The sequence below is a fragment of the Ferrimonas sediminum genome, assembly GCF_900100175.1.
GTDB lineage: Bacteria > Pseudomonadota > Gammaproteobacteria > Enterobacterales > Shewanellaceae > Ferrimonas > Ferrimonas sediminum.
The window spans coordinates 111,809-131,005 of sequence record NZ_FNEM01000004.1; the positions used below are offsets into that span (position 1 = coordinate 111,809).

At 58.7% G+C, this 19,197-nt stretch carries 16 protein-coding genes; 4 read left to right on the forward strand and 12 right to left on the reverse strand.

Going from position 1 to position 19,197, the window contains the following annotated elements:
- Positions 1-7: 7 nt before the first annotated feature.
- From greA to dnaK, 9 genes are all read right to left on the reverse strand, one after another.
- A complete protein-coding gene (gene greA, locus BLT77_RS06515) occupies positions 8-484 on the reverse strand; it encodes a transcription elongation factor GreA (RefSeq protein ID WP_090363750.1) in 477 nt (158 codons plus the stop codon).
- 177 nt (positions 485-661) lie between these two features.
- Complete coding sequence (gene carB, locus BLT77_RS06520; RefSeq protein ID WP_090363752.1) at positions 662-3,883, reverse strand: carbamoyl-phosphate synthase large subunit; 3,222 nt, start codon at positions 3,881-3,883, stop codon at positions 662-664.
- 22 nt (positions 3,884-3,905) lie between these two features.
- A complete protein-coding gene (gene carA / locus BLT77_RS06525; protein ID WP_090363755.1) occupies positions 3,906-5,030 on the reverse strand; it encodes a glutamine-hydrolyzing carbamoyl-phosphate synthase small subunit in 1,125 nt (374 codons plus the stop codon).
- Between the two features lie 193 nt (positions 5,031-5,223).
- On the reverse strand, positions 5,224-6,033 hold the full coding sequence (gene dapB, locus BLT77_RS06530) for a 4-hydroxy-tetrahydrodipicolinate reductase (RefSeq protein ID WP_090363757.1): 810 nt from the start codon (positions 6,031-6,033) through the stop codon (positions 5,224-5,226).
- A 125-nt stretch (positions 6,034-6,158) separates the two neighbouring features.
- Positions 6,159-6,770 (reverse strand): BamJ family beta-barrel-assembly machinery protein, encoded by a 612-nt coding sequence (bamJ, locus tag BLT77_RS06535; protein ID WP_090363760.1) that lies wholly within the window; start codon positions 6,768-6,770, stop codon positions 6,159-6,161.
- Positions 6,771-6,884: 114 nt separating this feature from the next.
- Complete coding sequence (locus tag BLT77_RS06540) at positions 6,885-7,676, reverse strand: M48 family metallopeptidase (RefSeq protein WP_090363762.1); 792 nt, start codon at positions 7,674-7,676, stop codon at positions 6,885-6,887.
- Between the two features lie 71 nt (positions 7,677-7,747).
- The gene (locus BLT77_RS06545) at positions 7,748-9,688 is read right to left on the reverse strand and encodes an alpha/beta hydrolase family protein (RefSeq protein WP_090363765.1); all 1,941 of its coding nucleotides are present in this window, start codon (positions 9,686-9,688) and stop codon (positions 7,748-7,750) included.
- Positions 9,689-9,915: 227 nt separating this feature from the next.
- Complete coding sequence (gene dnaJ / locus BLT77_RS06550; protein ID WP_090363769.1) at positions 9,916-11,052, reverse strand: molecular chaperone DnaJ; 1,137 nt, start codon at positions 11,050-11,052, stop codon at positions 9,916-9,918.
- 88 nt (positions 11,053-11,140) lie between these two features.
- Positions 11,141-13,057 carry a molecular chaperone DnaK gene (dnaK, locus tag BLT77_RS06555; RefSeq protein ID WP_090363772.1) on the reverse strand — a complete coding sequence of 639 codons (1,917 nt, stop codon included), beginning with the start codon at positions 13,055-13,057 and terminating at the stop codon, positions 11,141-11,143.
- Between the two features lie 247 nt (positions 13,058-13,304).
- Between dnaK and BLT77_RS06560 the strand changes: the two genes are divergently transcribed.
- Complete coding sequence (locus BLT77_RS06560) at positions 13,305-14,240, forward strand: DMT family transporter (RefSeq protein ID WP_090363775.1); 936 nt, start codon at positions 13,305-13,307, stop codon at positions 14,238-14,240.
- Here the strand turns inward: BLT77_RS06560 and BLT77_RS06565 are convergent.
- On the reverse strand, positions 14,237-15,076 hold the full coding sequence (locus BLT77_RS06565) for a LysR family transcriptional regulator (RefSeq protein WP_090363778.1): 840 nt from the start codon (positions 15,074-15,076) through the stop codon (positions 14,237-14,239). The genes BLT77_RS06560 and BLT77_RS06565 overlap by 4 nt on opposite strands.
- 236 nt (positions 15,077-15,312) lie before the next feature.
- Here BLT77_RS06565 and BLT77_RS06570 point away from each other — a divergent pair, with 236 nt between their 5' ends.
- A complete protein-coding gene (locus BLT77_RS06570) occupies positions 15,313-16,035 on the forward strand; it encodes an SDR family oxidoreductase (RefSeq protein WP_090363781.1) in 723 nt (240 codons plus the stop codon).
- Complete coding sequence (locus tag BLT77_RS06575) at positions 15,998-16,705, forward strand: L,D-transpeptidase family protein (protein WP_176819213.1); 708 nt, start codon at positions 15,998-16,000, stop codon at positions 16,703-16,705. Before BLT77_RS06570 ends, BLT77_RS06575 begins: the two co-directional genes overlap by 38 nt.
- Before the next feature lie 27 nt (positions 16,706-16,732).
- On the opposite strand, the gene grpE is transcribed toward BLT77_RS06575, so the two are convergent.
- Entirely contained in the window at positions 16,733-17,323 is a 591-nt protein-coding gene (gene grpE, locus BLT77_RS06580) for a nucleotide exchange factor GrpE (protein ID WP_090363787.1), read from the reverse strand.
- Between the two features lie 236 nt (positions 17,324-17,559).
- Between grpE and nadK the strand changes: the two genes are divergently transcribed.
- Complete coding sequence (gene nadK / locus BLT77_RS06585; RefSeq protein WP_090363790.1) at positions 17,560-18,444, forward strand: NAD(+) kinase; 885 nt, start codon at positions 17,560-17,562, stop codon at positions 18,442-18,444.
- A 10-nt stretch (positions 18,445-18,454) separates the two neighbouring features.
- Here the strand turns inward: nadK and BLT77_RS06590 are convergent, their stop codons facing one another.
- The gene (locus BLT77_RS06590) at positions 18,455-19,147 is read right to left on the reverse strand and encodes an SDR family oxidoreductase (RefSeq protein ID WP_090363795.1); all 693 of its coding nucleotides are present in this window, start codon (positions 19,145-19,147) and stop codon (positions 18,455-18,457) included.
- Between the last annotated feature and the right edge of the window lie 50 nt (positions 19,148-19,197).

The following is a 19,197-nucleotide window of genomic DNA, read 5'->3' on the forward strand; positions in this document are numbered from 1 at the left end:
ATCGGGATTACTTGTATTGGACCTCGATGATCTCATACTCCACCTCACCACCCGGGGCTTTCACCACCACCAGGTCATCCAGCTCTTTGCCGACCAGGGCGCGGGCAATGGGTGAGTTTACGGAGATCATTCCGCCTTTCAAGTCCGCCTCATCGTCACCGACGATGCGGTACGTCACCTCTTCGTCGCTGTCCACGTTCAAAATGGTCACAGTGGCACCGAAGATCACCCGGCCATTGTTGGGGATTTTGGTGACATCGATGATCTGGGCGGTGGACAGCTTGCTCTCGATGTCCCTAACCCGCGCTTCGCACAGCCCCTGCTCTTCACGAGCGGCGTGATACTCGGCGTTCTCTTTCAAATCACCCAGCTCTCGTGCTTCTGCGATGGCTTCGGAGATCGCTGGACGCTTGGTGTGCTTCAGGTGATCCAGCTCTTCTCGTAGCTGCTGGGCACCGACAACGGTCATTGGAACCTGGGTCATAATCTGCTTCCGTCTTATCCGGCCAAACCGGGCCCCGGACAATGCATGCATTGACCTGCCAAGTTAGATTCCGGGTATTGTAAATAGGGTGTTTTGGTTCTGGAATAGACCGATTGTAATAAGAAAACGCCGGCAGGTCATCCCTGCCGACGTCTCAGTATCACCAAAAAAGCGGGGTTACTTCAAACTGCGCTGATGCAGCTCCTGTACCGAACTGACCTTACCGCGGTCGTCGGCGGTGTGCGCCAGGCAGGTAGCAAAACCCGCATTCATGGTGGTGGTGTAGTTCACCTTATGCTGCAACGCGCCGCGACGAAGGTGCTTGGAATCCTCGATGGCCTGGCGGCCTTCGGTGGTATTCACGATGTAGGTGTATTCGTCGTTTTTGATGCGGTCCAGAATGTGCGGACGCCCTTCATGAATCTTATTGACCAATCTCGGGTTAATGCCCGCCTCACCCAATGCCACTGCAGTACCGTGGGTGGCATCCAGTTCGTAGCCCAGCTCAATCAGCTGGGTGGCCAGATCCGCCACCCGGGACTTGTCGCCCTGGCGTACCGACAGCAAGGCGCGGCCGGATCTCGGCACATCCTTGATGGCACCCAGCTGCGCCTTGGCATAGGCTTCGGCAAAGGTATCGCCTACGCCCATCACCTCACCGGTGGAGCGCATCTCCGGACCCAGCAACGGATCCACACCGGGGAACTTGTTGAACGGCAGCACCACCTCTTTCACCGAGTAGTAAGGTGGAATCACCTCCTGGGTGAAATTCTGTGCCTTCAGAGAGGTACCGGCCATCACCCGGGCCGCCACCTTCGCCAACTGCACGCCGGTGGCCTTGGAGACGAACGGCACGGTACGCGCGGCACGAGGGTTGACCTCAATCAGGTAGATGGCGTTGTCCTTCACCGCAAACTGCACGTTCATCAGGCCAACCACACCCAGCTCCAGTGCCAGCTTGCGCACCTGGGCCCGCATCTGATCCTGAATCGACTGGCTCAGGGTATAAGGGGGCAGAGAACAACCGGAGTCGCCGCTGTGGACGCCGGCTTGTTCAATGTGCTCCATGATGCCGCCGATGACCACGTCGACACCGTCGCACACCGCGTCCACATCCACTTCGATGGCGTCATCGAGGAAACGATCCAGCAGCACCGGTGACTCGTTGGAGACGCTGACCGCTTCGTTGAAGTAACGGCGCAGGTCCTGCTCGTCATAGACGATCTCCATGGCCCGGCCACCCAGCACGTAGGAGGGGCGAACCACCAGTGGGTAACCGATACGCTTGGCATCGATGACCGCCTGCTCCATGTTGGTGACGGTGCTGTTTTCCGGCTGCAGCAACTCCAGGCGTTCTACCGCCTGCTGGAAGCGCTCGCGATCTTCGGAGCGGTCGATGGCGTCCGGGCTGGTACCGATGATCGGCACGCCGGCGGCTTCCAGATCCCGGGCCAGTTTCAGCGGCGTCTGGCCACCGTACTGAACGATCACGCCCTTAGGCTGCTCGACCCGGACAATCTCCAGCACATCTTCCAGGGTCACCGGTTCGAAGTAGAGGCGGTCGGAAGTGTCGTAGTCGGTAGACACGGTTTCCGGGTTGCAGTTGACCATGATGGTCTCGTAACCGTCTTCCCGCATCGCCAGCGCCGCATGCACACAGCAGTAATCGAACTCGATACCCTGGCCAATGCGGTTGGGGCCACCACCGATCACCATGATCTTGTCATTGGCGGACGGCTGCGCTTCGCACTCCTCCTCGTAAGTGGAGTACATGTAGGCGGTATCAGTGGAGAACTCGGCGGCGCAGGTATCGACCCGCTTGTACACCGGCAGCACTTCCAGGCGCAGACGCAGTTTGCGAATCTCACTGTCACTGTTCCCCAGCAACTTAGCCAGGCGGGCATCGGCGAAGCCCTTACGCTTCAGCTTGCGCATGAAGTCGGCGTCCAGGCCAGCAAAACCGCGCTCCTTGACCTGTTCTTCCAGTTGCAACAGCTCCTCGATCTGCACCAGGAACCACTTGTCGATGCCGGTCAGGCGATGGATGGCGTCCATGGACAACCCGGCGCGGAAGGCGTCGGCCAGATACCAGATGCGGTCGCAGCCCGCTTCCTGCAGTTCGTAGCGAATCTTGGACAGCGAGTCGTTGTCGTCCAGGTTAACGATGGAGTCCAGGCCAGTCATGCCGGTTTCCAGGCCGCGCAGAGCCTTATGCAGCGACTCCTGGAAGGTGCGGCCGATGGCCATCACCTCACCCACCGACTTCATCTGGGTGGTCAGGCGGTCATTGGCGCCGGAAAATTTCTCGAAGTTGAAGCGTGGCACCTTGGTAACCACGTAATCGATGGACGGCTCGAACGACGCCGGGGTCGCGCCACCGGTGATGTCATTTTGCAGTTCATCCAGGGTGTAGCCCACGGCCAGCTTGGCCGCCACCTTGGCGATGGGGAAACCGGTGGCCTTGGACGCCAGCGCCGAGGAGCGGGACACCCGCGGGTTCATCTCGATGATCACCAGGCGACCGTCTTTGGGATTCACCGCCCACTGAACGTTGGAGCCACCGGTTTCAACACCGATCTCCCGCAGTACGTTCATGGAGGCGGTTCGCATCAGCTGGTACTCTTTATCGGTCAGCGTCTGCGCCGGTGCCACGGTGATGGAGTCCCCGGTGTGGATACCCATGGGATCGAAGTTTTCGATGGAACAGACGATGATGCAGTTGTCGGCACGGTCACGAACCACCTCCATCTCGTACTCTTTCCAGCCGATCAGGCTTTCATCAATCAGCAGCTCATTGGTCGGAGACAGATCCAGGCCATTGGTGCAGATCTCTTCAAACTCTTCGCGGTTGTAGGCGATACCACCACCACTGCCACCCATGGTGAACGAGGGACGAATGATGCAGGGGAAGCCCACCTGCTCCTGAACCGCATTGGCCTCCTCCATGCTGTGGGCGATGCCCGAGCGCGGAGTTTCCAGGCCGATGGATTTCATGGCCACATCGAAACGGGCACGGTCTTCGGCCTTATCGATGGCATCGGCGGTGGCACCAATCATCTGCACGCCGAACTCTTCCAGGACGCCGTGTTTCTCCAGCTCCAGGGCACAGTTCAGTGCGGTCTGGCCGCCCATGGTGGGCAACACGGCGCAGGGGCGCTCCTTCTCGATGATTTTGCGCACCACCTCCCAGTGAATGGGTTCGATGTAGGTGGCATCGGCCATCTCCGGGTCGGTCATGATGGTCGCCGGGTTGGAGTTCACCAGAATGACCCGGTAACCCTCTTCACGCAGGGCCTTACAGGCCTGGGCGCCGGAGTAGTCGAACTCACACGCCTGGCCAATCACGATGGGGCCCGCGCCCAGAATCAGAATGCTTTTTAAGTCGGTACGTTTTGGCATTGTTCTATCTCTTAACGCTCTGTTATTGGGCCGCGTTGCGGTGCTGCATCAGTTCAATGAAATGATCGAACAAGGGTGCCGCATCGTGGGGTCCCGGGCTGGCTTCAGGGTGGCCCTGGAACGAGAAAGCCGGCTTATCGGTTCGGTGAATTCCCTGCAGGGAACCATCGAATAAGCTCTTATGGGTGGCTTTCAGGTTGGCCGGCAAACTGGCTTCATCCACGGCAAAGCCGTGGTTCTGGGCGGTGATCATCACCTTGCCGCTGTCCAGATCCTTGACCGGGTGGTTACCGCCGTGGTGACCAAACTTCATCTTCAGGGTCTGGGCGCCGGAGGCCAGGGCCAACAGCTGATGCCCGAGGCAGATGCCAAACAGAGGGGTATCGGTTTCCAGCAGCGACTGAATGGCACTGATGGCGTAATCGCACGGCTCCGGGTCTCCCGGGCCATTGGACAGGAACACCCCATCCGGATTCATCGCCAGTACCTCGGCCGCCGGCGTCTGGGCCGGAACCACGGTCACGTCACAGCCACGATCCACCAGCATCCGCAGGATGTTCTGCTTAACACCGTAGTCGTAGGCCACCACCTTGTACTTCAGTGCGTCTGCCGGGGTATCGCTGGGCAGTCCGCCCACCAACTTCCAGCTGCCGTTGCGCCAGTGGTAGGGGGCACTGACGGTGACTTCCTTGGCCAGGTCCATGCCTTTGAGGCCGGGAAAGCCCTGGGCCTGTTCCAGCGCCCGGGCCGCGTCGGCCGCGACCCCGGTCATGATGCAACCGGCCTGGGCGCCCTTTTCACGCAGAATGCGGGTCAGTTTACGGGTATCGATATCCGCGATGCCAACCACATTGTGCTGCTTCAAGTACTCAGACAGAGACTGTTCATTACGGAAGTTGGATGCCAGCGCCGGCAGGTCACGAATGATCAGGCCGGTGGCGTGGATTGCAGAGGATTCAACGTCTTCGGAATTGGTTCCGGTGTTACCGATGTGAGGGTAGGTAAGAGTAACTATCTGACGTGAATAGGAAGGATCGGTCAGGATTTCTTGATAACCAGTCATAGAAGTGTTAAAAACGACTTCTCCGACAGCAGATCCGTCGGCACCTATGGAAGTACCGGTGAAAACTGTGCCATCCTGGAGCATTAATAGGGCAGTTTTGTTCAACTTGACCTCCCACCAGAAGAATTATAAGTTATTGTTTTACAATGATTTAGGGTAAATCTCTCCAACTCGCCAAACTCAAAAAGTGAATTTTTGACAAATTCCGGCGATTATAGCGACCAAAGTCACATTTGTATATAGGTAATCAATAAAAAAGGGCTAAAAAGCCCTATTTTTATTTTAAATCCAATACTTGGTGCATGTCGTACAGGCCGTTGGGCCTCTGAAACAGCCATTGCGCCGCCCGCATGGCGCCATTGGCAAAGGTCATTCGACTCGAGGCTTTATGGGTGATCTCCAGTCGCTCACCGATGTCCGCAAACAGCGCCGTATGCTCACCGACGATGTCGCCGGCCCGAATGGTGGAGAAGGCGATGGTGTCGCGGTCACGCTCGCCGCTGATGCCTTCGCGGCCATAGATGGCACACTGCTCCAGATCCCGGTTCAGGGTCTCGGCAATCACCTCGCCCATCCGCAGCGCGGTGCCCGACGGGGCGTCTTTCTTGTAACGATGATGGCCTTCGATGATCTCGATGTCGGTGTAATCCCCCATCACCTTGGCAGCGGTTTCCAGCAGCTTGAACAGCAGGGTCACGCCCACCGACATATTGGGTGCCAGCACGATAGGCAGATCCTGCGCCAGCTCGGCGATGCGCTCTTTCTGATGGCTGCTGAAGCCGGTGGTGCCGATGGCGATGGGTTTGCCGTGCTGGGCACACCAGGCGGCCATCTCCAGGCTGGTTTCCGGGTTGGTGAAGTCGATAAGCACATCGAAGTCATCCACCACCAGCTCCAGTTTATCCACCAGGGTCACGCCGACGGCGCCGTGGCCGATCAGCTCTCCGGCATCCACCCCCAGCAAACTGGCACCGCTGCGCTCAATGGCGGCCCCCAGACGAATCTGCGGGTGCGCCAGGGCGGCCTCAATGAGTGTGCGTCCCATGCGGCCGCTGGCCCCGACAATGGCTACTCGGATCTGTTCCATCTGTTACTGCTCCCAATCGGCTCTATGCATCTGGATAATCATATGATTATTGACCGCCGACATAAAGATCTCTGTCCCAATTCGCAGACCAAAAAAAAGGGAAGCAACCGCTTCCCCTTTTTGACTTACTTAATGTCCAGCAACTCGACTTCGAATACCAACGCCGAGAACGGTGGAATGGCACCACCAGCACCACGCTCGCCGTAGGCCAGCTGGTGAGGGATGTACAGTTTCCACTTGGCGCCTTTGTTCATCATCTGCAGTGCTTCAGTCCAGCCGGCAATCACGCCGCTGACCGGGAACTCAACCGGCTCACCACGATCCACGGAGCTGTCGAACACACCACCATGGGTGAAGGTACCGTGGTAGTGACAGCTCACAGTGCTGTTCAGACCCGGCTTGTCACCTTCGCCTTCGGAGACGATTTCATACTGCAGGCCAGATTCGGTAGTGATCACGCCGTCACGCTTGGCGTTTTCAGCCAGGAAGGCTTCGCCTTCACCGGCGGCTTCGGCAGCCTTGGCTTCGCGGGCTTCAGCCAGACGCTGAGAGATAACCGCAAACGCCTGCTGCAGCTCAGCCATTTCAACCAGGCTGTCTTTGCCTTCAAAGGCATCGGCCAGACCCTGCTGAACCGCAGAGATCTCAATGCCTTCAAAGCTGTTGGCGGCCAGTTGCTCACCCAGCTGACGACCTACGCCGTAGCTTGCTTGCTGTTCTACTGTGTCGAACTTCATGATGTGTGTTCCAGTATGGAAAAAACTGCTGCGGAGTGTACCACTTGTGGGGCAATTAATACCAATGCAATTGAGTCTCTTTTGACCACCCCGACCCAGTCAGGGTGGTCAGGGTCAGCGACGGCAGCGTGGTTGAATCCCGGCGCTTTTCGCCTGGCGGTACAGCGGCTGCACCTGCCCCTGCAATCGCTCCAGATCCGAGATACGGGTGCGGTGTGAGGGATGGGTCGACATCAGCTCCGGCGGCGCACTGCCACCACCGGCTTCGGCCATGTTGTGCCACAGGGCCACCGACTGCAGCGGGTCGAAACCGGCCCTGGCCATCAGATCCGCCCCCATCACATCGGCCTCGCTCTCCTGGGTTCGGCCATAAGGCAGGGTGATGCCCACCTGCACCCCCAGCCCCAGGCCGGCCATGTACAGGTCGCGGTTGGCGGTGCCCTGTAGAAACACGTCGGCGATCTGCAGCCCGGCATTGCTGAGCTGGGAGCGGGACACCCGCTCGTTGCTGTGGCGCGCCAGCACATGCGCCACCTCGTGCCCCATGACGGCAGCCAGTTGATCCTGGTTTTCCGCCACCTCCAGCAAGCCGGTGTAAACGCCGATGTGCTTGCCCGGAAGGGCAAAAGCATTCACCTGCTCGGAGTCAAACACCACCACCTCCCACTCGGCCGGAGTATCCCCCAGGGCGGTGATGATGCCGTCGGCCACACACTGCACGTAGGCGATGGTGGCCTTATCGGTGGCGCGGGTTTCCTTCTCCTTGATCGCGGCAAAGGATTTCTCCCCCATCTGCGCCATCTCCGAGCCGGAGAACAGCAACATCTGATCCCGCCCGGTCGGCGACTGGTGGGTGGCACAGGAGGAAAGCAGCCCCAACAGGACCACAGCACCAAGCTTTCGCATAATCTACTCCATTAAAAAAGGGATGCGTGTGCATCCCTTAAGGTTACCCCATTCGCCGGTGGGTTAAAAACTCACAGCGTCAGGTGCTGGTCCAGGAAGCTGAGCATGGATTTGTAGGTGCTTACCCGGTTTTCCTCGTTGAACAGGCCGTGACCCTCTTTGTCCAACTCCAGCCACTGATAGGGGTGTTGACGTTTATCCAGCGCGTCACGCAGCTCCTCGGCATGATCGATGGGTACCCGCTCATCCTCTCCACCGTGAATCAACAGCAGCGGTACTTTCAGCTTATCGACGTTGTACACCGGCGAGAACGCCTTCATATTATTAGTGTCCTCACCGATCACCTCCTGCAGGTAGTTCACCCCGGATTGGTAATCCGGTATGTCGCCCACCTCGTACATCAGCTCCAGATCGTAGACCCCGGCAAAACCGATAGCACACTGAAACAGATCCGGCGCCAGAATGGGCGCCTGCAGGGCGGAGTAGCCGCCAAAGGAGCCGCCGTAGATGCAGACGTTGTCTTTGTTGGCCACACCGGTGTCGATCAGGTGACGGGTGGCATCGATGATGTCGTACTGAATCTTGCTGCCCCAGTTGCGGTAACCGGCCACCTCGTAATCCAGGCCATAACCACCGGAGCCGCGAAAGTTGACCTGCAGCACCGCCATGCCGCGGCTGGCAAACAGCTGCGACTCACTATTGTAGCTCCAGTAATCCCGTGGACCGTGGGGGCCGCCGTGGGGATTGACCAACAGCGGCAGATTCTTGGCTTCCTTGCCTGCCGGCACCGTCAGGTAGCCGTGAATGGTCATGCCGTCACGGGCGGTGAAACTGATGGCCTGCACCGTAGCAGACTGCTTGGGGTCCACCCAGCCACGGCTGTTCAGCAGCAGGCTGACGCTGCTCTTTTCGGTATCAAACAGGTAGTAGCTGCCCGGGTGGGTGTCGCTGTAAGCCAGCACGATGGCCAGCTTGCCATCCAGAGTCTGGCTGGTCAGTGCCACCTGCTGGCCGGGAAAGGCCGCCAGCAGCCCTTTGAGGCGTTGACTCTCCGGCCGGTTCTTGTCGATGAAGACGTAACTGGGGTAACCCGACTCCAGCTCCAGGGCATACAGGGCTCGGTCTGCCACCGACAACCAGGACTGGGAGGGATCCACGGTGTCATCGCGATAGATCAGCGAGCTGGTGCCCTTGGACAAATCCAGTTTCTTCAACCCCTGTATGCTGGCATCGGTGTTATCCAGCACATAGACCTCGTGATCACTGGCAAAGGCCACCGGCATAACACTGCCCCGCCCCCGGTTATTGGATCCAAACAATGTCCACGGTTCACCGCGCTTGTTGCGGTAGTAGATCTTGCCTTCGCCCTGCTTGTCGGTGCCGGTGACAAACCGCACCTCGCCCTTGGCGTCGGTCAGGAAGTTGGCAAAGGACACCGGTGCGTAAGCGATCTTCTTACGTTTGCCATTGTGGATATTGACCCGGAATACGGTGGCCTTCTTGTCCTGTCTGGCGCCCATGGGCACCGAGTTGATCAGCACGTGATCCTCATCTTCCGGAAGGGGATCGATCATGTAGCCCCAGGCCCGAATGGCGCCGCCGCCCTTGTTGAGGCGACCGCCGGTGTTATTAGCCTGCTGAAGACCAAAAAGATACTCAGGATTATCACCGTTATAATCCACCGCCATCATCTCGCCGTAATACTGCGGCGCTTCGCTCCAGCTTTTGAGGTACTGTTTGGTGACCACGATGCGGTCGTTGCTGGCCCAGTAGTAACTGCCCACTTCGGCCCGCATCGGGAAATAGACGGCATGCAGTAACTTTCGGGTCTTCGTATCCAGAATCACCACCCTCTGCTTGCCGTCGACCTTGGTCATCAAGGCCAGATGGTCGCCCTTAGGAGACAACTTAATGGAGTTCGCCTGGCTGGGCTTGGCAAAATCTTCCACCGGAATCTGGGCTGCCAGCGGCAGGCTCAGCATCAGCAGCAGGGTGAGTAACATCCTTGACATCGAACAGCTCCTAAACGGGTATTTTTCAAACGACAACGTTGTCGCAATGTTAATTCAAGGTGGTGAAATGGCAAGCCGATTTTGACAATTGGTTAATTTAAATCACAATAAAATGAGTAACTTCCGAGGAAAGGGTGACTCCTGGAGGGGATCTCTAAGCCCATAAATGCAACAAGGCCGCTGTAAACAGCGGCCTTGACGATAACACTCAGTCTGCGACAGCAGTGTTAGCTGGTCAGATCATCGAAGAACTTCTTCACACCATCAAAGAACCCTTCCGCCTTAGGACTGTGCTTCTTGGAGGAGCCCTCCATGGTCTGGTCGAACTCCCGCAGCAGCTCTTTCTGACGCTCAGTCAGGTTCACCGGCGTTTCGATAATCACCTTGCAGATCAGGTCGCCGACGGCGTGGCTGCGAACCGATTTCACGCCCTTGCCACGCAGACGGAACATACGCCCGGTCTGGGTTTCGGCGGACACTTTCAGGTTAACCCGGCCATCCAGCGTCGGTACCTCGATGTCGCCGCCCACGGCCGCAGTGGAGAAACCGATTGGCACTTCGCAGTACAGGTTGTTGCCGTCGCGCTGGAAGATGGGGTGATCCTTGACGTGCACCTGTACGTACAGGTCGCCCGCCGGCGCCCCCATCTCACCCGCTTCTCCTTCCCCGGACAAGCGAATGCGGTCACCGGTATCGACGCCGGCCGGAATCTTCACCGACAGGGTCTTGGTCTTTTCGACCCGACCCTGGCCATGACACTTGTTGCACGGATCCTTGATTACCTTGCCCTTACCATGACAGGTTGGACAGGTCTGGTTCACGGCAAAGAAGCCCTGGCGCATCTGCACCTGGCCCTGACCGTGACAGGTACCACAGGTCTGGGCGCTGGACCCCTTCTTGGCGCCACTGCCGTGGCAGCTGTCGCAGGAGGTCAGCACCGGAATGCGAATCTCCTTGGTGATGCCCTTAACGGCTTCCTCCAGGGACAGCTCCATGTTGTAGCGCAGGTCATTGCCCCGGCTCGGACCGGAACGGCCACCGCCACGGCGACCGCCACCAAAGATATCGCCAAACACATCGCCAAAGATGTCGCCGAAGTCACCACCACCGCCGCCGAAACCGCCGCCACCGCGGTTAGGATCGACACCGGCGTGACCAAACTGGTCATACGCGGCGCGTTTTTCAGAGTCGGTCAGGATCTCGTACGCTTCCTTAACCTCTTTGAAAGATTCTTCGGCTTGGGTGTCGCCCGGATTGCGATCCGGGTGGAACTTCATCGCCAGGCGCTTGTAGGCCTTTTTAATGTCTCGCTCGCTGGCATCTCTCGCCACACCAAGCACTTCGTAGAAATCGCGTTTGGACATATCTCTAGCCAATAGTTGTTTCGCAAAAAACGGGCGATCGGTGGTACCGAACGCCCGTTGCTTTCATTCAGGTCAAAGGACGTCAGACTTATTTCTTGTCGTCTTTCACTTCTTCGAACTCAGCGTCAACCACGTCGTCTGCTGGCTGAGCCTGCTGTTCACCGGCTTCGGCACCGCCCTGGGCTTGCTGGGCCTTGGCCTGAGCAATCTCCATCAGCTTAGCAGAGGCTTGAATCAGCTCCTGGGTCTTGGCTTCGATGGCTTCCTTATCGGAACCCTTAGTCGCTTCCTCAACCTCGTTGATGGCCGCTTCAATCTTCTCTTTCTCGTCTGCAGGCAGAGCCTCACCGGCTTCTTCAATCTGCTTACGGGTAGCGTGAGCCAGACCATCAGCCTGGTTACGGGCCTGAACCAGCTCTTCGAACTTCTGATCCTCTTCCGCATGGGCTTCGGCTTCGTTCACCATCTTGTTGATCTCGTCCTCGGACAGACCGGAAGACGCCTGGATGGTGATCTTCTGCTCTTTGCCAGTGCCCTTGTCCTTAGCGGACACGTGCAGGATGCCATCGGCATCGATGTCAAAGGTCACTTCAATCTGTGGCAGGCCGCGTGGTGCCGCCTGAATGCCTTCCAGGTTGAAGTTACCCAGAGACTTGTTGGCGCCGGCTTGCTTACGCTCACCCTGCAGCACGTGGATGGTTACCGCAGACTGGTTGTCTTCGGCGGTGGAGAACACCTGCGACTTCTTAGTCGGGATGGTGGTGTTCTTCTCGATCAGTGCGGTCATGACGCCGCCCATGGTTTCGATCCCCAGAGACAGAGGGGTTACGTCCAGCAGCAGCACGTCTTTCACGTCACCGGCCAGTACACCACCCTGAACCGCGGCGCCCATGGCAACGGCTTCATCCGGGTTCACGTCTTTACGAGGCTCTTTACCGAAGAAGTCAGCCACCGCCGCCTGAACTTTAGGCATACGGGTCTGACCACCCACCAGAATCACGTCCTGTACGTCGGACACGTTCAGGTCGGCGTCACGCAGAGCCACTTTCAACGGCTCCAGAGAACGGGTGATCAGGTCTTCAACCAGGGCTTCCAGCTTGGCGCGGGTTACCTTGATGTTCATGTGCTTAGGACCGGTGGCATCTGCGGTTACGTACGGCAGGTTCACTTCGGTCTGCTGAGTGGAAGACAGCTCAATCTTGGCTTTTTCAGCGGCTTCTTTCAGGCGCTGCATCGCCAGGGGATCGTTCTTCAGGTCGATGCCCTGCTCTTTCTTGAACTCTTCAACCAGGTAGTTGATCAGACGGTTATCGAAGTCTTCGCCACCCAGGTGGGTATCACCGTTGGTCGCCAGTACTTCAAAGGTCTTTTCACCTTCAACGTCGTCGATCTCGATGATGGAGATATCGAAGGTACCACCACCCAGGTCGTAGACGGCGATGATGTTGTCACCGGTGTTTTTGTCCAGGCCGTAGGCCAGGGCCGCCGCAGTCGGCTCGTTGATGATGCGCTTCACATCCAGACCGGCGATGCGGCCGGCGTCTTTGGTCGCCTGACGCTGAGAATCGTTGAAGTAGGCTGGTACGGTGATGACCGCTTCGGTCACCTCTTCACCCAGGTAATCTTCGGCGGTTTTCTTCATCTTCTTCAGAACTTCCGCAGACACCTGAGGTGCAGCCATCTTCTTGCCCTGGGCTTCTACCCAGGCATCGCCGTTGTCGGCTTCAACAATCTTGAACGGCATGATGTCGATGTCACGCTGAACGACTTCGTCTTTGAACCGGCGACCGATCAGTCGCTTAATGGCAAACACGGTGTTGTGCGGGTTGGTAACGGCCTGACGCTTGGCGGGCTGACCTACTAAGGTTTCATCATCGGTGTAAGCAATGATAGAAGGAGTAGTACGGTCGCCTTCCGCGTTCTCAATTACTTTTGGCTTGTCGCCATCCAGGATAGCCAAACAGGAGTTAGTGGTACCCAGGTCGATGCCGATGATCTTGCCCATCGAAAGCCTCCAAATGCGTTTAAATCTAATGCGAAAATTTGCGTTAACACCTATTTGGGGTTGCCGTCTCTGCCTTTCAAGGGCGACGGCTAAAAAAATTCCCCGCTGATGTCAGGGATATGGGGGCTGGGTCTGAGATTCCAATGGTCATCGACAAATAATTTGATCTGACGCTTTGCAACCACAGGATTGTATACAATATAATAATCGCCAATCCTGTGGTTTCGTCAATCAAGTTGTGTTTCGAATGGTCAAAAATCAGCGTCGTGCGGTTCAGTACGGAGCCGCGGCGGTGTTTGCCTGGTCCACCGTGGCCACCGCCTTTAAGTTATCGCTGGGTTACATGAGCCCCAGCCAACTGCTGCTGTATGCGGCGCTGTTCTCCTGTCTCGCCCTCGGCCTGATCGTGGTGCTGCAGAAAAAAACCCACCTGCTGCGAACCCAGCTGCAGGCCACCCCCGGTCGCTACCTGCAAAGCGGACTGCTCAACCCCTTCCTGTACTATCTGGTGCTGTTCGGTTGCTACGACCTGCTACCGGCGCAACAAGCGCAGCCACTCAACTACACCTGGGCGATACTGTTCAGCCTGCTGGCGGTGCCGATGCTGGGGCAGAAACTTCGCAGTTGGGATGTGATGGCCGCCATCATCGCCTACGGGGGTGTGGTCGTCATCGCCACTGGCGGCAATCTGCTCGACTTTCAGATGGAGAGCTACCTGGGCTACGGGCTGGCCCTGCTGTCGACCCTGCTGTGGTCGCTGTATTGGATCGTCAACACCAGGGACAAGGGCGATCCGGTGGTCAGCCTGTTGTTGAGTTTTCTGGTGGCACTGCCCTTCATTCTGGTTACCAGCGGTTACCGGGATGGCTGGGCAATGCCTCAGTGGCAGGGGATCGCCGGCGCCGCCTACGTCGGCCTGTTTGAGATGGGGTTCACCTTCGTACTGTGGCTGATGGCCCTCAAAAGCGCCGAGCGCACCGCTCCCATCACCAACATGGTGTTCCTGTCACCGTTTCTGTCGCTGTTTTTTATCGCCACCTTTGTCGGTGAAACCATCGCTCCGGCGACCTTTATCGGCCTGGCGTTGATCGTTTCCGGGCTGGCGACCCAGCAACTGGGGCCGCGACTGGTACGCAAGCCCGCCGCCGGCGAGACCAAACCCAATGTGGAGGATGGCGCCTAACCGCACCATTCCCCGCACGCCGCCAGCAAGGCCGCCTGTGCCGGCTTGGTGCTGGCGCTGGCCGGCAGCGTCAGACCGATGCGGCGGAACATGCGCGGCGCATCGAGCTGGACCTGGGCCAGGTCGGCGGCCGTTTCCAGCACGCCGGTGGGCAGAAACGAGATGCCGATACCCGCACTCACCAGGTGGCGAACCTGGGTTTTGTGCTGCGCCTTGGCCACCAGATTAACCGCAAAGCCTTCACTGGCCAGCAAACTCAGAGTTTGCTGGTGGGCTTCACACACCACACACTCGATAAAATTAAAGTCATTAAGATCGGCGATGCCCACCGACGGCCTTTGCGCCAGCGGGTGGTGATTGGGGACACACAGCACGTAGTCCTCCTCCCACAGCGGTACAAACAGCTCGTCCTCCCTCTTGAACACATCCAGAGTGATGCGGGCCTGAGCCGCGTCATCATCATGATCCAGCAACTCGAAACTCAACTGGGGCGATGCCTGACTGCAATGACCCAGAAAGCGGGCATAGGTGGCCGGGCTGATGTCATGAAAATTGGCCAGTGCCAGTGGCAGAGACGCCTCCTGACTGGCAAACAGCCGGCTCATCTTCTCCATCTGCCCCAGAGATTGCAGCGCCAGCGGATACAGCTGATGGGCCTCATCGGTCAGATCCACCCCGCGCTTGTGACGCACAAACAGCGCCACCCCCAACTCGGACTCCAACTGCTTAATGGCCGATGACAAACTCGGCTGGGACACAAACAAGCGTTGCGCCGCCGCCGTAATGGACCGCTCCTCGAACACCGCCACAAAGCTGCGCAATAACCGCACATCCATACAAAATTCCTATGTTAACCCTCAGTGAATCAGCACGCCCCACGCCGACGGCACCCGTCGTCGCCCAAGCCCGCTCAACGTCGGCCCGCCCCCTGTCATCGCCTTATCATAAGCTTACCCTATATCAGGCAGAGGAAATTAATATTTTAAGACTATAGCTAGCCCCTCTATAGTAATCGCCATCGCAACGGCCAGCGCCTTGCTACCCTTAGACACAGCTTTATTGGAGAACCCCTATGTCTCAGCCTCTGATCGTGATTACCGGCGCCAGCTCCGGCATTGGCGAAGCCACCGCCCGCACCCTGTCCGCCCAAGGCCATCCGCTGCTGCTGCTCGCCCGCCGTGTCGACAAGCTGGAAGCCCTGAACCTGCCCAACACCCTGTGCCGCAAGGTGGACGTTACCGACCGCGACAGTTTTGCCGCCGCCATTGCCGACGCCGAAGCCCAGTTTGGTCCGGTGGACTGCCTGGTGAACAACGCCGGTGTGATGCTGCTGGGCGACGCCGACTCACAGGATCCGGCTGAGTGGCAGCAGATGCTGGACGTCAACGTCATGGGCCTGCTCAACGGCATTCACCTGGTGCTGGCCAAGATGCGTGAGCGCAAGTGCGGCACCATCATCAACATCAGCTCGGTGGCCGGTCGCAAAACCTTCCCCAATCACGTGGCCTACTGCGGCACCAAGTTTGCGGTTCACGGCCTGTCGGAAACCCTGCGCGAAGAGGTGTGTGGCGATGACGTGCGGGTGATCACCATCGCCCCGGGAGCGGTGGAAACCGAACTGCTGGGTCACACCACCCGTCAGGACATCAAAGACGGTTACGGCGAATGGAAAGACAGCATGGGCGGAGTCCTGGCCGCCCAGGATGTGGCCAACGCCATTGAGTACGCCTATCATCAGCCTCAGAATGTGCACATTCGTGAAATCGTGCTTACCACCACCCGCCAGCCGGCGTAATCCCCACTGGCTCCTGCACCGCCTGCTGTTGGCGGTGCTGTTGCTGCTGCCCCCGGGGGCGGCGTCGGCCGCCGGTGATCTGGACGCAGCCCGTCAACGCCTGACTCCGGCACTGCAGCGCATGCCTGAAGGCCGGCTGCCTCAGCGATTGCTGCTGCTGGCGATCAAGCAGAGCTACCGGCTGGAGCTGTGGGGTGGTGACGCCGACGGCCACTGGACCCGGCTACGTACCTACCCGATCATGGCCTTCAGCGGCGGTCCGGGCCCCAAACTGACGGAAGGCGACCTGCAGGTGCCCGAGGGGGTCTACCGCCCGGTGGCCTTCAACCCCAACAGCCGCTACCACCTGTCACTGAAACTCAACTACCCCAACGCCTTTGACCGACGCATGGCGCTGAACGACGGCCGCCAGGATCCCGGCAGTGACATCTTTATCCATGGCCAGGAGGCCTCCAGCGGCTGCCTGGCCATGGGCAATACCGTCATTGAGGAGCTGTATTGGCTGGTCTCGGTCGTCGGCCTCAACGACACCCAAGTGGTGATCACCCCGGTGGATCCCCGTACCACAGTGCTGCGACGCTGGCCCTCCAGCCCCGGTTGGACCGACGACAAGTACCGGCGCATCGAAGCGGCTGTGGCCGAACTACAGCCACAAAAAAAGCAGCCATAAAGGCTGCTTCATCGGGCGGCGGAGCGATCAGGCAGTGGTATCCACGCTGGGCTGCTCGCTGCCTTTGGAGATCATCACCATCGCCGGGCGCAGCAGGCGACCATTGAGCTCGTAGCCTTTCTGCATCACCGCCATCACGGTATTGGCGGCGAACTCCTCGGACGGCTGCATCGCCATCGCCTGATGCTGATCCGGATTAAACGGCTGACCCAGGGGATCAATCTCTTTAATGCCGAACTTATCCACGCTGCTCAAGAAGCTCTTGCGAGTCAACTCAACGCCTTCGATCAGCGGCTTAACCGCCTCATTGTCGGCATCGGCGGTTTGCAGGGCACGCTCCAGGTTATCGATAACCGGCAGCAGTTCCCCGGCAAACTTCTCCAGGGCAAATTTACGGGCTTTTTCCACATCCTGTGCACTGCGACGGCGAATGTTTTCCATTTCGGCATGGGCACGTACTACGCTGTCTTTCTGGCCATCGATGGTGGCTTTGGCAGCCGCCAGCTGTGATTCCAGTTCATCAATGCGGGCGGCCTGTGGATCCTGCTCAGTTTCAACTTGCTCTTGTTCCAGTTCAACCTGTTCTGGCTGCTCCACTTTTTGCTGCTCGTCGCTCATTTCAACTCCGGCTAAAATACTCTGTTACCATTGGCTCTGAGCCTATTATGGGGACTGATTTTGTGACTTCAAGGGCTAACGGGGCAATATCCCTGTCTGCGGAGGGATTCTGTGCTTTCAGCGCCGACGCCGACAGTCCTGAGGTGACAAACCCTCGATCCCCGTATATCGTTGACCTAAGTAGAGTAACCCGTCATTACGGCGCGCCTGGCGGCGCATTCCGACACGAGACCAACATGCAAACAGCATTTAAGACCATCGGCCTTATTGGCAAACCCCGCCACCAGGGCGCCAACCAAACCCTGGCGCAACTGTTTTACTGGCTTAATAAGCAGGGCTATGAAGTGCTGATCGAGTCCGACATCTCCAAAGAGCTGGGCTGCGACAAAGCCGAGGCGGTGGAGATGATCGAGATCGGTGAGCGCTGCGACCTGGCCATTGTGGTGGGTGGTGACGGTAACATGCTGGGCGCGGCGCGAGTGCTGGCCCGCTATGACGTGGCGGTTCTGGGCGTCAACCGGGGCAACCTGGGATTTCTGACCGACGTCGACCCGGAACAGTTCAAAGACACGTTGACCAAGGTGCTGAGTGGCGAGTTTGAGACCGAGCAGCGCTTCCTGTTGCACACCGAAGTGCATCGCCACGGCGAACAGAAAAGCCATAACGTGGCGGTGAACGAAGCGGTACTGCACGCCGGCAAGGTGGCGCACATGATCGATTTCGAGGTCTACATCGATGGCCGCTTCATGTACAGCCAGCGCGCCGACGGTATGATTGTCGCCACCCCCACCGGCTCCACCGCTTACTCGCTGTCGGCGGGCGGCGCCATCCTGACCCCCAACCTCAACGCCAACATTTTGGTGCCGATGTTTCCTCACACCCTCTCCTGCCGCCCCATTGTGGTGGACGGCGACAGTGAGATCACCCTGCGGGCCTCCTGCAGTTCCAGCTCACCGGAGCTGGAGATCAGCTGCGACAGTCAGGTCACCCTGGCCTGTCTGCCCGGCGATGAGATTCGCATTCGCAAATCCCCCTACGCCCTGCGGCTGATTCACCCCAAGGGCTACAACTATTTCGAAGTGTTGCGCAGCAAACTGGACTGGGGCAGCAAGTTGTTCTGATCCCTTTGTCTCAAAACTCGATGGGCTGACCGTCACGCAGAAAGGCACCACTGGGGCCATGATCGTCCAGAGTGGCCGCCCAGGTGATCCAGCGCGCCGAATCGGCCGGCTCCCGGCTGGCCTGAGGCCCGCCCATGTCGGTACGGGCCCAGCCCGGACACACGGCATTGACCTTGATGCCATCATCGGCGGTTTCCGCCGCCAGCACCCGCGTCAACGCATTCAGGCCGGCCTTGGACACCCGATAGGCGGCCTGATGCTCGCCCATCTCCGCCAGCGAGCCGTAACCGGAAGAGACATTGACGATGCGGCCGTAATGGCTGGCCCGCATCAATGGCAGAATCATCTGGCACATCAGCATCGCCCCGGTCAGATTCGTGTCCAGGGTCCGCTGCCATTGTGACAAGCTGATGGCCGACAGCGGCAACCCCTGATCCAGCAGGACGCCAGCGTTATTGACCAGCACCTCGACGCCGCCGAACAACTCAGTCAGCCATGCCGCCAACTCCTGAATCTGCTCCGGATGGGTGACATCCAGGGCAAACGGGCTGGCCTCGCCCCCCTGCTGACGAATGGACGCCGCCACCGCCATGGCATCCTCATGCCGGCGGGCACAGGCCACCACATGATACTCCTGACCGGCCAACTGGTGGGCCACGTGCCAGCCCAACCCCCGGTTACTGCCTGTTACCACCGCAATCATACGGACTCTCCCGTTAGTCACCGCCACCGCGGCTCTTTGAAAACATAGGA

Coding starts and splice junctions, on each gene's coding strand:
- dnaK (WP_090363772.1), bottom strand. CDS start 13,057: ATGGGCAAGATCATCGGCATCGACCTGGGTACCACTAACTCCTGTTTG.
- dnaJ (WP_090363769.1), bottom strand. CDS start 11,052: ATGTCCAAACGCGATTTCTACGAAGTGCTTGGTGTGGCGAGAGATGCC.
- BLT77_RS06570 (WP_090363781.1), top strand. CDS start 15,313: ATGTCTCAGCCTCTGATCGTGATTACCGGCGCCAGCTCCGGCATTGGC.
- BLT77_RS06565 (WP_090363778.1), bottom strand. CDS start 15,076: ATGGATGTGCGGTTATTGCGCAGCTTTGTGGCGGTGTTCGAGGAGCGG.
- nadK (WP_090363790.1), top strand. CDS start 17,560: ATGCAAACAGCATTTAAGACCATCGGCCTTATTGGCAAACCCCGCCAC.
- BLT77_RS06545 (WP_090363765.1), bottom strand. CDS start 9,688: ATGTCAAGGATGTTACTCACCCTGCTGCTGATGCTGAGCCTGCCGCTG.
- carB (WP_090363752.1), bottom strand. CDS start 3,883: ATGCCAAAACGTACCGACTTAAAAAGCATTCTGATTCTGGGCGCGGGC.
- bamJ (WP_090363760.1), bottom strand. CDS start 6,770: ATGAAGTTCGACACAGTAGAACAGCAAGCAAGCTACGGCGTAGGTCGT.
- BLT77_RS06590 (WP_090363795.1), bottom strand. CDS start 19,147: ATGATTGCGGTGGTAACAGGCAGTAACCGGGGGTTGGGCTGGCACGTG.
- BLT77_RS06540 (WP_090363762.1), bottom strand. CDS start 7,676: ATGCGAAAGCTTGGTGCTGTGGTCCTGTTGGGGCTGCTTTCCTCCTGT.
- dapB (WP_090363757.1), bottom strand. CDS start 6,033: ATGGAACAGATCCGAGTAGCCATTGTCGGGGCCAGCGGCCGCATGGGA.
- BLT77_RS06560 (WP_090363775.1), top strand. CDS start 13,305: ATGGTCAAAAATCAGCGTCGTGCGGTTCAGTACGGAGCCGCGGCGGTG.
- grpE (WP_090363787.1), bottom strand. CDS start 17,323: ATGAGCGACGAGCAGCAAAAAGTGGAGCAGCCAGAACAGGTTGAACTG.
- greA (WP_090363750.1), bottom strand. CDS start 484: ATGACCCAGGTTCCAATGACCGTTGTCGGTGCCCAGCAGCTACGAGAA.
- carA (WP_090363755.1), bottom strand. CDS start 5,030: ATGCTCCAGGATGGCACAGTTTTCACCGGTACTTCCATAGGTGCCGAC.